The sequence below is a fragment of the Acidaminococcus intestini DSM 21505 genome, assembly GCF_000425045.1.
Lineage (GTDB): Bacteria > Bacillota > Negativicutes > Acidaminococcales > Acidaminococcaceae > Acidaminococcus > Acidaminococcus intestini.
Genome location: NZ_AULA01000008.1, coordinates 32929 through 47170, shown reverse-complemented (window position 1 = coordinate 47170; position 14242 = coordinate 32929). Strand labels below are relative to the sequence as shown.

Sequence of the window (14242 nt, the reverse complement as noted above, 5' to 3'; positions counted from 1 at the left end):
ATCATCCCTTTTAACGTCAAAAACTTCCCTTTTATCCAATCCCCCTTTTATATCCGTTCTATTTAGGGCATAATAAAGGACATGAACCCATTACACGCCAATCCATAACGAAGGAGACACGACACATGATCTATTACCAACAACACGAAGATTGGGAAAACAGAGGCCTTGCTGCCACCATGAGACGGTCCATGAATGAAGCCGAATGTCATCTTTGGTTTGACTTCATGCGACCCTACCCTCTCCGGTTCGGCCGCAAGAAATGTATCTTTGGCTTCATTGCCGACTTTTACTGCGCCAAGGCAAAGCTGCTCATTGTCATAGACGGCAATCCCAACAATCCGACAACCCCCATAGATGATACAGCCGAAGGCAAGAAAAAGCTTTGGCGATATGGCTATGAGATCCTTCATCTGACCAGAGACGATATTATGCATCATTTTGAGGATGTTTGCCTAGAAATTGAAGAACGGATTGAAGAGGCAACGGGCGTTCTCTCCTAACAGCCCTCCTGATTTCAAATAAAGGCCTGCCCGAACTCCAACGCTTGTGGCAGGCCTTTTCAAATAGAAGATTCATTCAGGCGCTACTCATCAACGGCCAGTTGATCAACTCTCCCTTTTCAGCACGGGAGATAGAAAACTCACTATGTTAGAATTAGCGAATTAAAGATTACAATGTTTGTTTTAATTATCTTGTTTAGATAGCATTTGTAATGTGCATCCTTTTTTATGATTTTGTTGAAAACTATTGTACTTGCAACATGAAACGAGTATACTAGAAGAATCTTATTTTCATTTGTTTCAGTCATGAAAGAAAGGGAGTTTGCACATGAATCCGCTTGTTACCTTTGTAAAGAAAGTGCCCCTCATTGAACAGATTGCCATTGGACTCGTCATTGGCATCATGCTCGCCGTCTTTGTACCCTCTGCGGTCCCCTTCGTCAGTATCTTCGGCGATTTATTTGTCAGTGCCCTTAAAGGCGTGGCTCCAGTCCTTGTCTTTATTCTCGTTATGAACGCCATGACGCAGCGCAAGAGTGATGGTGATACCAACATGAAACCCATCGTCACACTTTATGTCCTAGGCACTTTCGCTGCCTCTCTTGTTGGCGTAACGCTGTCCTTTCTCTTTCCTGTCACTCTACAGCTATCGATTGGAAACAGTGAAATCAATCCGCCCAGCGGGATTGCCCAAGTCCTTCATACGCTGATCATGAACGTCGTGGATAACCCTGTTAACGCCCTCCTGCGGGCCAACTACATTGGGATCCTCGCCTGGGCCGTCATCATTGGCCTTGCCATGCATAGCGTCGCTAAAGAAGAAACGAAAAAAGTCTTTGATGACCTCTCGAAGGGCATCACCATTGTCGTCAGCTGGGTCATCCGTTTTGCCCCGCTCGGCATCATGGGTCTTGTGACGCAGTCCATTTCTGCAAGCGGACTTTCCGCCCTTCTTTCTTATTTAAAGCTGCTCGGGGTCCTCATTGCCTCGTATGCCTTGGTAGCCCTTGTCATGAACCCAATCATCGTCTTTGCCAAAATCCACCGCAATCCCTATCCCCTTGTCTTTGCCACGATTCGTGAATCAGGCATCTATGCCTTCTTTACCAGAAGTTCAGCTGCGAATATCCCCGTCAATCTGTCCCTTTGCAAACGCTTGGGACTTAATCCGGATACCTATACCATTTCCATTCCGCTTGGCGCTACAATCAATATGGCAGGTGCTTCGATTACAATTTCTGTCCTTGCCTTGGCAGCGGCCAACACCTTAGGAATCCAAGTCGATCTTTTGACAGCCCTCCTCTTATGCCTCATTTCCACCGTCGGTGCCTGTGGGGCTTCCGGTGTAGCTGGCGGTTCTCTGCTTCTGATTCCTGTCGCCTGTGCTTCCTTTGGCATCTCCAACGACCTTGCCATGCAGGTTGTTGGCGTTGGATTCATCATCTCCGTTTTGGAAGATGCTTGTGAAACAGCCCTTAACAGCAGCAGTGATGTCCTATTTACGGCAACGGCTGAGTTTGCGGAACGGGCCAAGCGCGGTGAATTAAAGGCCGGGGACCTTGTTCCCAGCAAAGATTGATTGTACAGCACATGAATGGGACTGCGCCAAAACGGCGGCAGTCCCTTTTAATAAGGAGTGATTACATTGGTTCTGCCCAAGTCCCCTGCCCGTCCACCCATCTTAAATGCTTTCAGGGAGGCCTTGACAGCTACACTTCCCATTGCGGCCGGATTTCTTTTTATCGGAGCAGCCTATGGATTTTATATGCAGCGTATGGGGTTTTCCTTTTGGTATCCCATGCTGATGGCCATGATCATCTTTGGCGGCTCCTTGGAGTTTGTTACAGTGACCATGCTCCTTTCTCCCTTTGCCCCGCTCCAAGCTTTTCTCATGGCTCTCATGATCCAGGCGCGGCACCTCTTTTATGGCATTGCCATGCTGGACCGCTATAAAGGAATGGGTTGGAAAAAACCGTTTCTGATCTACGGCATGTGTGATGAAACCTTCGCCCTGATCTTTGCCAAAAAGCCCCATCCCGACGTTGACCCAGGCTGGTTCATGCTTTTTGTTACGCTGCTTGACTACACGTACTGGTTTACAAGCGCAGCCCTTGGCGGCATTTTTGGTTCCCTCGTTCCCTTTGACACAAAAGGTATTGACTTTGTCATGACAAGCATGTTCATTGTCATTTTTGTTGAACAGGTTCGCCAGCAAAAAACGCCGCTCACCGCATCCATCGGACTTTGCTCTGCCGTAATCTGCAGGCTTCTATTTGGTCCCGACCACTTCCTGATTCCCACCATGATCGTGATTCTCATTCTCGTAACGGGCCTGCGCAAACGAATTACCCAAAAAGGAGGCTTTCCTTCATGACCTTTTTTGAAGAAGCCATTACGATTGGCGTCTGTGCCGCGGCAACCATCCTGACCCGCTTTCTTCCTTTCTTTGTCTTTTCATCTAGGCGCCCCACACCGCCTTTCATGACTTATCTGGGAAAGGCCCTGCCACCCGCCATTTTTGCCATGCTTTGCGTCTACTGCCTGCGCCATATCACCTTTCTTGTTTCGCCCTACGGACTGCCAGAATTATGTGCGTCAGCCGTCACCGTTTTCCTGCAGCTCAAAAAGCGCAGCATGATGCTTTCCATGGTCGTTGGAACGGTTTGTTACATGGTGCTGATTAGGCTCTGACAATCTGCTCGCTGCACGGATTTTGCTCACATCAATGAAATCGTAATAGTCCCGCGATTTAGAAAGGATGAACGAAGGCAAAGAACGTTTTCCTACTTGTTAGAGACAGCAAAAAAGGGCTCCATCACCCGAGCCCTTTTCTTCCCCACATCCGGATATCCAAATTATAGATTCGGCCGTCCAGGCAATTCATTATTTTTTTGATAGACGACCCACTCACCAATATTGGTTCCATGGTCCGCCATGCGCTCGATATATTTGATGATGAGCACGTAATCCACATAGGCACCCGTACTTAACCGGTCTTCCTGGTTCTCGATTTTATTGGAAAGATCATAAAGCAATTGGTTGAAGTGGGCATCGACAACATCATCCTTATCCTTGATCAGTTCCGCGGTCTTGGAATCCCCACTTAGGTAACAGTCAAAGGCCGTCGTGACAAGACCCTCCATATCTTCATAGAGATGATCGACCCCTTTCGGCAGTGGAAGGGGATTTTTCATTCCCGCAATACGCAGCACATAGCTGCTGATATCGGAACAATGATCTGCAATCCGTTCCATATCCCCTAGGATCTTGAAGGTTCCGACAAGACCCCGCCAATCACCGGCAACGGGTGACTGCAGGACCTGGATATTGAGGTCTTTGTGCATGATATCACGGATCATGTTATCAAAGGCCTCATCACCATCACGGATTTCCCGTGCCATATCGACATCCATGCTGAGCATGGCTTGCCCCGTCCTTTTGACTGTATCCTTGAGCGCGCAAATGAGCTTTTCCACATCTTTGTGCATTTCTTCAAGGGAGTCTACATAGGCATCCCGCATGTTTATTCCTCCTTTTGGCATCAACCGAACCGGCCCGTAATGTAAGATTCCGTACGAGGTTCGTCAGGATTGGTAAAGAGTTTTTCGGTTCGGTCCATTTCCACCAATTCACCCAAGTAGAAGAACGCTGTTCGGTCGGAAATCCGTTTGGCCTGCTGCATATTATGGGTCACGATGACAATCGTATATTGTCGCTTAAGTTCCAAGGCAAGATCCTCGATTTTCTGGGTAGAAATCGGATCTAGGGCACTTGTTGGTTCATCCATAAGGATCACGGAAGGCTGCGCGGCAAGTGTCCTTGCAATGCACAGGCGCTGCTGCTGCCCGCCGGAAAGGCCCAAGGCACTCGTGTTGAGTCGATCCTTGAGTTCATCCCAAATGGCAGCTTGCTTTAAACTTGTCTCCACGAGGCCGTCTAGGACGGACTGACTCGTAATGCCCTGGACGCGCGGCCCATAAGCAACATTATCATATATACTCTTAGGAAACGGCGAAGGCTGCTGAAAGACCATCCCCACCCGATAACGCAGGAGCAAGGAATCGATTTCCGTAAAGATATCAAGCCCTTCAAACTTGATGGATCCTTCAACGCGGCAGCCCTCAACAAAATCATTCATGCGGTTAAGTGTCTTAAGAAGCGTGGATTTCCCGCATCCGCTCGGTCCAATAAGAGCAGTGATCTCATTTTTGCGGACCTGCATGGAAATATCCTTCAAAGCTTGATTCTTTCCATAGAAAAGATTCACGTGCTGAATATCAAATGTCAGGTCCTCCGATCTTGCATCTAGTTTTTCCATGGATCAAATTCCTCCCATTTTCTTTTCCATGCGCCAGCTGATATAGCGAGCCAGCGCATTGAAAATAACAACGACCAACATCAGGATGGCACTCGTGACCCCTGCGATTTGCGCCGCATTGGGATCAAGCGCTTCCGTCCGTAGTGCCCAAATATGAAGGGCCAAGGTTTCACCCGGCCTAAACGGGTTCAGCGGACAGGATTGGCTTAAAATATCCCAGTTTGACCAGTCGATGTCCGTGCTCATTCCCGCCGTAAACATCAGGGCGGCCGCTTCCCCAAAGCCACGGCCAGCAGCGAGGATAAGACCGGTCATGATACGCGGAAAACATGCGGGCAGCTCGACGTGGATCAGTGTCTGCATCCGGGATGCTCCAAGGCCCAGGCTGCCCAATTTATAAAACGGCGGCAGTCCTTCAAGGGCGTCCTCCGTAACTGAGGCAAGCATGGGCAAGGTCATGATGGAAACAGACAGGGCCCCGGCCATCAGGTTCCATTGGGAACCGGTCATGACGATAAAGACCAGATAACCAAATAGGCCAACAACAATCGATGGAAGGGACGCGAGGGTTTCAATCGCCATCCGGACCCATTTGGTCAATTTACCATGACCGGCGAATTCTGCAAGAAAGATTCCTGCAGGAATCCCCCATAAGGCGCTGAAAAACAGGGCCAGGACCACAAGATAGAGGGTATTGAAAAAGATGCTGGAAAGGGAATCGAGAATATCTGGATTTACCGACAAGAAACCCTGCCCGATAACAAAAGCAACAAAGATAGTGAGCAGCAAGGCCGCGCCAAAAGCCCCCGCATAAAAAAAGCCGGTCATGATGGACGATATCATTCTTTTTCGCTTGATTCGGTTCAGCCCCGTTTCCTTAGAGGACTCATCATGGCGGGGGAGCGAAAGAATTTCTTCAATCATTGGTCAGCCCCCTTTAAGCGCTTTTTACCCACGTGATGGATAATAAAGATCAGGATGAATGAGATGACAAAGAGCAGCAACGCCAGCGTCCAAAGTGCGGCATTATATTCGCCGCCTTCCATGGCACTTCCCATATCAGAAGCAATGACCGTTGTCATGGCCGTTGCCGGCAGAAATAGGGAGGTTGGGAAAACCTTCATTTGACCTACAACCATAGCCACGGCAAGGGCTTCGCCCAAAGCACGGGCAAGACCTAGGACAATCCCTGTAAAGATTCCCGTCCGGGCAGAAGGAAGAACAACGGTACGGATTGTCTCCCAACGTGTCGCACCAAGGCCATAGGCTGCATCACGCAGGCTCTTGGGGACAGCCATCATGGCATCGGAGGCCATCATAGTAATCACGGGAAAAATCATAGTTGCCAGCACCAAAGAAGCAGAAAGGACGGAAAAGCCAAAAGGCATCGTGAAAAATTTCCGTAAAAAAGGAATCAGCACGGTAAGACCAATCCAGCCATAGATGACAGAGGGAATCCCCGTAAAAAGTTCAATAAAAGGTTGGACATGGCGCCGTGACGAAGGGGATGCAATTTCCGTCATATAAATGGCCGCCGCAAGACTGACTGGAAGGGCAAATAAAAGGGCCAGGAGGCAGATGACAAGGGAGCCCGAGATAAACATGGCAGCCCCCACCTGCCCTCCGCCGGACGCTGTATCAGAAGGGGCCCACTGCCCACTGAAAAGAAATTCCTGTAACGAATGTCCAAAGACCAGAAACGTCTCACTGCCGCGCATAAAAAGGAACAGGCCTATACAAAACGGAAGTAAAGCCGCTGTAAACCCGCATAGCTTTACTCCCGTCGTTGCAAGGAGTTCCCTGTGATGGATGGCTGCTGCATGCTGCAGCATCGCTTTTTCCTTCATAGAAAAATCTTCCTTTCTCAAAGCTGGAAAGATGGACTTAATCGTGGTCTGGATCCTTCAGCTCTATCTTGCTGCTGACACCGTAACCCAGTTCTTCAATCCGTTTGCCGTAATCAGCAGAACCAATGAATTCGAGGAAAGCTTTGACCGCCGGTTTCGGGTCTTTTGCCGTGTAGATATGTTCAAACCCAAAGACGTTATACTTACCGCTGTAGGTGTTTTCCAAGGTCGGGGCAACGCCGTCAATAGCTATGGCGGCGACCGTATCATTCTTTACAAGATAAGGCAGGGCCACATATCCAATGGCACCTTTATTCTGGGCAACACTCTGGAGCAGGAGTCCGGAGTTATCCGTCTCAAGGGACTTATTGGAAACTTCTTCCACTCCGCCCAATGCATACTTCGTAAAGAGGGCACGCGTACCGGAAGTCTTCGGACGGGTAATCAGGACAATCGGTTCGTCCGGACCGCCGACTTCTTTCCAATTCTTGATTTTCGTCGTAAAGATCTCTTTTAGCTGCTGGCTGGTCAGGTTCTTTACAGTGGCAGCTACATCCTTATTGACAATGGTCGCAACGGTCATAACGCAGATCTTGTGGTCAAGGAGATTTTCTGCTTTATCCTTAGGCAGTTTGGATGCAGCCGGAACATCGGAGTTTCCCATATCGACAGAGCCTTCGGAGACCTGTTTGAGACCGGTGCCGCTTCCCCCAGCATTAAGACTGATGGATACATCTTTATGGTTCTTCTTGAAGGCTTCTGCTGCATCCTTGACAAGCGGCAGGAGAGCCGATGAACCAGAACCCGTAATGTTTCCGGAAAGAGCCTTTTCGCCACCCGTCGTTGCTGCCTTCTTACCTCCGCAGCCAGCGAGCCCAACCACCATCATAGCTGTCAAACTCATCAGCAATCCTTTTCTTAACGCGCTTTTTACTTTCATCAATGATCCATCCTTTCTTACACCAATCTTTTTTATGAGCTGTATTGGTTTTGCTTTATGAATAGCCTACCCCACCTCTGTAAAGATTGACCTTTTCTTCCTGTAAAAATTTCGTAAAAACAAGCACGCCCGAAAGTACGTCCTCATCATGGGACAGCCTTACCCCATTTAGCAAAGGGCAATTGATTTGAGAACATGGCCAAAACTGCGGGTCTTATGGTAACTTTGTTACAGATTCACACCATAAATATGAACCCTTGGTGTCACTAGTTGAAATCCATCCGAACCATGATATGATGAACCCGTAACCTAAAAAGGAGGTCATATTATGCAGCGATTTACACTTCCAAGAGATATCTATCATGGCTATGGCTCCATGGAAATCCTTAAAAATTTAACAGGAAAACGTGCCATAATCTGCACCGGCGGAGGTTCCAGCCGTCGGAACGGTTCTCTCGGTAAAGCCGAGGCCTACCTCAAAGAGGCAGGCATGGAAGTAAAGATCTACGAAGGTATCGAATCCGATCCTTCAGTAGAAACTGTTCTTAAAGGCGCCAAGGTCATGCAGGAATTTGGTCCTGATTGGATCATCGCCATTGGCGGCGGCTCCCCCATTGATGCCGCAAAAGCCATGTGGATCAAATATGAGTACCCATCCATCACCTTTGATGAAATGCGCAAGGTCTTTGGACTCCCCAAATTAAGGCGCAAAGCCCATTTTATCGCGATTTCGTCCACATCAGGCACGGCCACGGAAGTGACCAGTTTTTCCATCATCACCGATTATAAAAGCGGAATCAAGTACCCGATTGCAGACTTTGAGATTACACCGGACATGGCCATCATCGATCCTGAATTAACCCATGGCATGCCCCCAAAACTCGTGGCACATACTGGTATGGATGCCTTTACTCACGCCGTGGAAGCCTATGTGTCAACGGCTCATTGTGAATTTACGGACGCCCTTGCCATCCATGCCATAGAAATGATTCAAAAATATCTGATTCCCTCTTACCAAGGCAACATGGAAGCAAGGGATAAGATGCATGATGCGCAGTGCCTTGCTGGGATGGCCTTTTCCAATGCCCTCCTGGGGATTGTCCACTCCATGGCCCATAAAACAGGAGCAGCCTTTGCTGATTATGGGGCCCACCTAATCCATGGGGCAGCCAATGCGATGTATCTGCCAAAGGTTATCCAGTTTAACGCGAAAGAAGAAGCGACCAAAAAACGCTACGCCATCATTTGCGACTACATGAAGCTGGGAGGAACGACAGACGAGGAAAAAGTCCATCTCCTCATTGACTGGATTCGTAATACGCAGAAAGAGCTGAGGATTCCCCGTGCCATCCGTTTCTATGGAAAGGATGCCCTTCCGACAGAGCAAGGGTTCATTCCGGAAGCCGTCTTTGAAGAAAGACTGCCCCAAATTGCCAAAGACGCCCTTTTAGATGCCTGCACCTCGTCCAATCCCCGTAAACCGACGGAAAGTGAGATGAAAAAGCTGCTCCAAGCCTGCTACTACGATAGGGATATTGATTTTTGAAGCCAACGGCGCCCCTTTCAGATGCATCAAAAGCTCCAGTCCTCCTTTAAAGAGGGCTGGAGCTTTTCTTACGCGCAATGAAATGGTTGAAATAAAAAGATCGATCTGGCAGGGTGGGTAAGGCACTCAATCATGGATCTTCAGTTGGTGAAGGGCCTGGACAAATTGGGGATCAAAGTGATTCACAATGTCGCTGCGGCCCCGGTCAAGGGCTGCAATGGCGCTACGGTCTTCTGCTGAAAGGGTAAAATCAAAGACATCTATATTTTGCTTCATCCGTTCCAGATGGGTCGACTTTGGAATGACGATGACGCCACGGTCAAGATTCCAGCGCAAAGCCACCTGGGCGGCGGACTTGCCATACTTTTTCCCGATTTCTGTTAGGACCGGATGGGTGAAAAGACCATGTTTTCCTTCTGCAAAAGGCCCCCAAGCTTCCGGTTTCACGCCATAGTGTTTCATAAGTGCCAAGGCATTTTCCTGCTGAAAGAAAGGATGCAGCTCGACTTGGTTAACTGCTGGCATGACGCGAACAGTCTCACAAAAATCAGCAAGGATATGAGGATAGAAATTACAGACCCCAATAGCTCGAACAAGTCCCTTGTCATGCGCCTCTTCCATGGCCCGATAGGCACCATAATAGTCCCCCATGGGCTGATGGATCAAGTAAAGATCCAGATAATCAAGATTCAGCTTATCAAGGGAAACCTTCAGGGCTTCCTTAGCCTTTTCATAAGAAGCATCTTGAACCCATAGTTTCGTCGTAATAAAGAGCTCATTCCGAGGAATCCCGCTTTCCTTGATTGCCTCTCCAACAGCTTTTTCGTTGAAATACGCGGCAGCCGTATCAATGAGCCGGTACCCAGTTTCAAGGGCCATAAGGACACTTTCCCTGCAAATTTTTTCGTCGGGAACCTGAAAAACACCAAATCCCAGTTGGGGCATCTTGATTCCCTGATTAAGGGTCACTTCCTGCATAAGGATTCCACCTTTCTTATTTTCTATCATATAATTTTTCAAATTGATTGCTGAATATGCCAATCTTTCTTATACTATAGCGAGAAATCCGTTTCTTGTACATTAGTAATATAGTATAATAGTATTTATAAAATAAATAGTGGAGGTGCGTATGATTGAATTTGAGCATCTTTTCCAATTCGTTGCCTTTGGAATGTACGGCACACTTTCAAAAACAGCAGAAATCCTGCACGTCTCACAGCCGACACTGACAAGGAACATGAAACTTTTGGAAAAGGAATTTGGTGTCATTCTATTTGCGCGGTCAAAAAATCACATTGCCCTCAATGAAAATGGGCTGCTTGCCATAAAGGAAGCAAGAAAGATTCTCTCCGAAATAGAAGTCATGACGGATAAAGTCCGTCAGCTCGACCGCTCAAGGCATACCTTGTCACTGGGAAGCTGTGCCCCCTATCCTGTCATGGACTTTGTACGGCTAGCAACGGAACTCTATCCATCGCAGTCACTGACAACGGAACTGCGCAGCACCGAGCCCCTTCTTCAAGGGCTGCGGGATGGGCGATACAATGTCATTATCCTGCCTTTTAAGCCGACTGACAGCGCACTCATCGCTCTCCCCTTCGGCAAGGAATCACTGTACTTCAACCTTCCCAAAGGGCATCCCCAGGAAAAAAGCTCCTCCCTTTCTTTTTCCGATTTGGACGGGACTGCCATGATTGTTTATTCCCACATCGGGTTCTGGAAGGATCTCATCAAGGAAACAATGCCCCATTCCCGTTTCCTGCTCCAAGAACAGAGAGATGACTTTTTCGAGCTGGAGAAAGCTTCCTCCCTGCCTTCCTTCATTACGGACCGTGTCCTTAGTGAAGAACCTCTCAAAAATCGGACGGCTGTCCCGATTGTGGACCAATCGGCCCAGATTGAGTACTCTCTTGTCATGACAAAAAAGATGGGCCAACGCTATCCCCTCTTTACTAAATGGCTAAAACAAAAATAAAAACAAAAAATCGGGTCCTCCTTTGGGAAGACCCGTTTTTGTTTAGACGGAAAGGGAAGACAGGACGGAGGCCTTTGTCACAATGCCGCGGAAGACATCATGCTCATCCACTACAGCAAGAGGATACTGCGTCTTTGCCGCCAGAGGGACAATGGAAGAAACTGGAGCATCAAGATTGCGTACAAAAGGAACCTCCCGAATGATGGCTTCTTCAAAAGTCTTCTTCCCATCCCGCACGGAAAGGGCTCCTTCCAAGGTGATGATTCCGTCAAAGTGCATATAATCACTCACCACATAGGCACTTGAAACGCCGCTCGCACGCATACTGTTTAGGGCCACATTGGCGCCGTCGGTCTTTTTTATGACCGAACCGGGAACGGTCATGATGTGCTTAACCGTGAGCACCTTGGTTGTATCAACACTGTCAATAAAGCGGCGGACATAGTCATTGGCCGGTGCGCTCAGCATTTTTTCCGGTGTATCAAGCTGGATCATGCGTCCGTCCCGCAAAATGCCCACGCGGCTTCCCAACTTAAATGCTTCATTGATGTCATGAGTAATGAAGATGATGGTCTTTCCCGTCTGCTCCTGGATGCGCAGCAGCTCAAACTGGAGATCATTTTTCACAAGGGGATCAAGGGCGGAAAAGGCTTCATCCATGAGCAGGATATCCGGGTCGCTTGCCAAGGCCCTGGCGATACCAACGCGCTGCCGCATCCCGCCGGACAAACTATCAAGACTCTCCCGTTCGTGCCCTTCAAGACCCACCATGCGAATCATTTCAAGAGCCTTGGCCTCCCGTTCCTCCTTCTTGACGCCGCGGATTTCAAGACCATAGCCCACATTGCCCATGACATCCCGATGAGCGAGAAGACCGCCGTTTTGGAAGACCATGGAAATTTTTGTCCGCCGCAGCTTCTGAAGTTTTACTTCATCGTACGCAGTGATATCTTCTCCGTCAATGAGGACTTCTCCCCGGCTGGGCCGATGCAGCATATTGAGGCAGCGCACAAGGGTCGATTTGCCGCTGCCAGACAGCCCTATAAGTACAAAGATTTCTCCTTTTCCCACCCGAAAGGACACGTCCGTCACAGCCGCCGTCATCCCGGTTGCTTCAAGGACATCCTGTCTTGTAGCCCCAAGTTCCAATAGCTTATAGGCCATTTTCTTTTCACCGCGAAAATCCAGAGGGGCAAAGATTTTGTAGAGGTGCCGGACCTCGAGAATGGGCGTTTGTGTCATTGGGATTCCTCCTTCCGAATCACGCTTTGGGTCAGACGGTCAAGCAGGATCGCAATGATGACAATACTGAGTCCCGCCGACAGACCACGACCTGATTCCATACGGTTGATGGCGATGAGGACTTCCATACCAAGGCCGTTGGCACCGATCATGGAACTTGTAACGACCATAGCAACCGCCATCATCATGGTCTGATTGATACCCGTCATGATCGTAGGCAGGGCCTGAGGGATCTGCACCTTGACGAGGGTCTGGAAGCGTGAGGCCCCAAATGAACGAGACGCTTCGACTACTTCTGGATCGACTTGCTTGATTCCATGACTGGTCAGCCGAATGACAGGAACAACTGCATATACAACGGTTGCAAGGACGGCAGGCACCTTTCCTGGCCCCAGGAGCATGACTGCGGGAATCATATAAACAAAGGTCGGCATGGTCTGCATGGCATCAAGAAAAGGCCGAATCAAAGGATCGGCCCGTTTGATGGAGGCAAGGAGGACGCCAATGGGAAGACCAATCAAAAGGGAAAAGAACACAGCCGCAAGGACAATGGAAAGGGTTTCACACATCATCTGCCAGTAACCCAAAAGACCGATAAAAAAGAGCAGCCCGCCAAAAAAAGCGCCTTTGCGGTAACTATTCATCAATCTGCCGCCGCCATAGGCCACGGCAAGAATCAAGATCCACCAAGGAATTGCGTCAAGTCCGCTGTTAAGGGCCCCAACAAAGATACCAATGAGACGCTTGAAGGAGACGAAGAATTCTCCATAATGAATGTTGATATAACGGACAAAAGCATCGACGGGCTCAGCCACATTGATGCGAAGGTTCGGAAACGTTGTGAGATAATTGATCATAAGGGCTCCTTTCCCAGTTAAAGTGCTTCCCTCAGTTTGGCTGCGTCTTCTGGCGTCAGCCAAGCATCAACAAGTTCCCCATGTTTTTTGAGGAACCAGCGGGCCGTTTCCTCATAGGAAGCCTTTGTATCCGCCATATGAGCCAAGGCTTCTGCCGTAAGGGTACTTGACGTATGGTAGCGGCTAAGGAACTTTGAAAACTCCGGCTCCCGTTTGGGGAAACGAGAATTGGCCGCAATCACAACCTTCACGGCAGGGGCTTCCGTAAGGCCCTCTTCAAAGGCGGCCTTCTCATAAGGGGCGTCTTCCAGCAATACAAGGTCAAGTTTACCGGAAAGCCAAGTAGGTTCCCATTGATACCCAACAACAGGAAGCCCTTTCTCGTAGGCAGTCAAAAAAGCCGTAGAAAGCGTAGCTTCGCTGCCAGGCCGAAAATAGATATAGTTCTGATTAAGCCCATAGACTTCATACTTCTTATAGAGGATGGCATCGATATTCCATCCTGGGATGGCACCATATAAGCGTCCTTTCGCGAGATCTTCCTCATCCTTAAAGAGCGCCGCATAGCGGCTCAGATCCTTGACGGATTTCAGGTCCGGCGCCATAGGGGCAATACCGCGTTCGGCATCACCTTCAATGACGTAGCGCGGGACATAAAACCCTTGGCGGTTATCATCATAGTTGACGCCCAGATCCACGATCCCGCCGGCGGCCTTATCAGCTTCATAAGTGGGAACGTTATCCGTCCACAGCTCCATATTGACATCTGCATCGCCGCGTACAAGGGCGGCCTGCGTGATGGGCGTGGAGCCATAAAGGATTTCCGTCTTGAGTCCATAGACCTTTTCAGCAACGAGCTGAGCCACAGCGTTATGGAACCGGACACTATCCCATCCAGGATCTGCAAAGACAACAGGCCGCTTTTCGTCAGGGGAACACCCTGATAGAATTCCCAGCAAAACAAGAAAAGCAGTAAGGATCATCAACTTGAATGCTTTCATGAAACCATCCTTT

General features: G+C 49.0%; 15 protein-coding genes. 6 read left to right on the top strand and 9 right to left on the bottom strand.

Annotation, left to right across the window (positions count from 1 at the left end; genetic code table 11):
• Positions 1-125 precede the first annotated feature (125 nt).
• The 4 genes from H503_RS0103685 (at position 126) to H503_RS0103670 (ending at position 3194) form a co-directional block, all read left to right on the top strand.
• Positions 126-503: an endonuclease domain-containing protein gene (locus H503_RS0103685; RefSeq protein WP_009016098.1), complete on the top strand. Its 378-nt coding sequence runs from the start codon at positions 126-128 to the stop codon at positions 501-503.
• 328 nt (positions 504-831) lie between these two features.
• Complete coding sequence (sstT, locus tag H503_RS0103680) at positions 832-2082, top strand: serine/threonine transporter SstT (RefSeq protein ID WP_009016099.1); 1251 nt, start codon at positions 832-834, stop codon at positions 2080-2082.
• A 66-nt stretch (positions 2083-2148) separates the two neighbouring features.
• The gene (locus H503_RS0103675; RefSeq protein ID WP_009016100.1) at positions 2149-2877 is read left to right on the top strand and encodes an AzlC family ABC transporter permease; all 729 of its coding nucleotides are present in this window, start codon (positions 2149-2151) and stop codon (positions 2875-2877) included.
• On the top strand, positions 2874-3194 hold the full coding sequence (locus tag H503_RS0103670) for a branched-chain amino acid transporter permease (protein ID WP_009016101.1): 321 nt from the start codon (positions 2874-2876) through the stop codon (positions 3192-3194). The genes H503_RS0103675 and H503_RS0103670 overlap by 4 nt, the downstream gene beginning before the upstream one ends.
• A 164-nt stretch (positions 3195-3358) precedes the next feature.
• Here H503_RS0103670 and phoU read toward each other — a convergent pair whose 3' ends face one another.
• From phoU to H503_RS0103645, 5 genes are read right to left on the bottom strand one after another with little or no spacing between them, the layout of a single operon-like run.
• A complete protein-coding gene (gene phoU / locus H503_RS0103665; protein WP_026385441.1) occupies positions 3359-4024 on the bottom strand; it encodes a phosphate signaling complex protein PhoU in 666 nt (221 codons plus the stop codon).
• Positions 4025-4044: 20 nt separating this feature from the next.
• Positions 4045-4821: a phosphate ABC transporter ATP-binding protein PstB gene (pstB, locus tag H503_RS0103660; RefSeq protein ID WP_009016103.1), complete on the bottom strand. Its 777-nt coding sequence runs from the start codon at positions 4819-4821 to the stop codon at positions 4045-4047.
• Positions 4822-4824: 3 nt separating this feature from the next.
• A complete protein-coding gene (locus H503_RS0103655) occupies positions 4825-5745 on the bottom strand; it encodes a PstA family ABC transporter permease (protein ID WP_009016104.1) in 921 nt (306 codons plus the stop codon).
• Positions 5742-6668 (bottom strand): phosphate ABC transporter permease subunit PstC, encoded by a 927-nt coding sequence (pstC, locus tag H503_RS0103650; protein ID WP_009016105.1) that lies wholly within the window; start codon positions 6666-6668, stop codon positions 5742-5744. Before pstC ends, H503_RS0103655 begins: the two co-directional genes overlap by 4 nt.
• Before the next feature lie 37 nt (positions 6669-6705).
• Positions 6706-7608: a phosphate ABC transporter substrate-binding protein gene (locus H503_RS0103645; RefSeq protein WP_009016106.1), complete on the bottom strand. Its 903-nt coding sequence runs from the start codon at positions 7606-7608 to the stop codon at positions 6706-6708.
• 328 nt (positions 7609-7936) lie between these two features.
• Between H503_RS0103645 and H503_RS0103640 the strand changes: the two genes are divergently transcribed.
• Positions 7937-9154 carry an iron-containing alcohol dehydrogenase gene (locus H503_RS0103640; protein ID WP_009016107.1) on the top strand — a complete coding sequence of 406 codons (1218 nt, stop codon included), beginning with the start codon at positions 7937-7939 and terminating at the stop codon, positions 9152-9154.
• Between the two features lie 126 nt (positions 9155-9280).
• On the opposite strand, the gene H503_RS0103635 is transcribed toward H503_RS0103640, so the two are convergent.
• Complete coding sequence (locus H503_RS0103635) at positions 9281-10132, bottom strand: aldo/keto reductase (protein ID WP_016459535.1); 852 nt, start codon at positions 10130-10132, stop codon at positions 9281-9283.
• 151 nt (positions 10133-10283) lie between these two features.
• Between H503_RS0103635 and H503_RS0103630 the strand changes: the two genes are divergently transcribed.
• On the top strand, positions 10284-11129 hold the full coding sequence (locus H503_RS0103630; protein WP_016459536.1) for a LysR family transcriptional regulator: 846 nt from the start codon (positions 10284-10286) through the stop codon (positions 11127-11129).
• A gap of 42 nt (positions 11130-11171) precedes the next feature.
• Here the strand turns inward: H503_RS0103630 and H503_RS0103625 are convergent, their stop codons facing one another.
• From H503_RS0103625 to H503_RS0103615, 3 genes are read right to left on the bottom strand one after another with little or no spacing between them, the layout of a single operon-like run.
• Positions 11172-12371: a quaternary amine ABC transporter ATP-binding protein gene (locus H503_RS0103625; RefSeq protein ID WP_009015672.1), complete on the bottom strand. Its 1200-nt coding sequence runs from the start codon at positions 12369-12371 to the stop codon at positions 11172-11174.
• Positions 12368-13228 carry an ABC transporter permease gene (locus tag H503_RS0103620; protein WP_009015673.1) on the bottom strand — a complete coding sequence of 287 codons (861 nt, stop codon included), beginning with the start codon at positions 13226-13228 and terminating at the stop codon, positions 12368-12370. Before H503_RS0103620 ends, H503_RS0103625 begins: the two co-directional genes overlap by 4 nt.
• 17 nt (positions 13229-13245) lie before the next feature.
• Positions 13246-14229, bottom strand: coding sequence for an ABC transporter substrate-binding protein (locus H503_RS0103615; RefSeq protein WP_009015674.1), 984 nt, complete (start codon positions 14227-14229; stop codon positions 13246-13248).
• Positions 14230-14242: the final 13 nt, after the last annotated feature.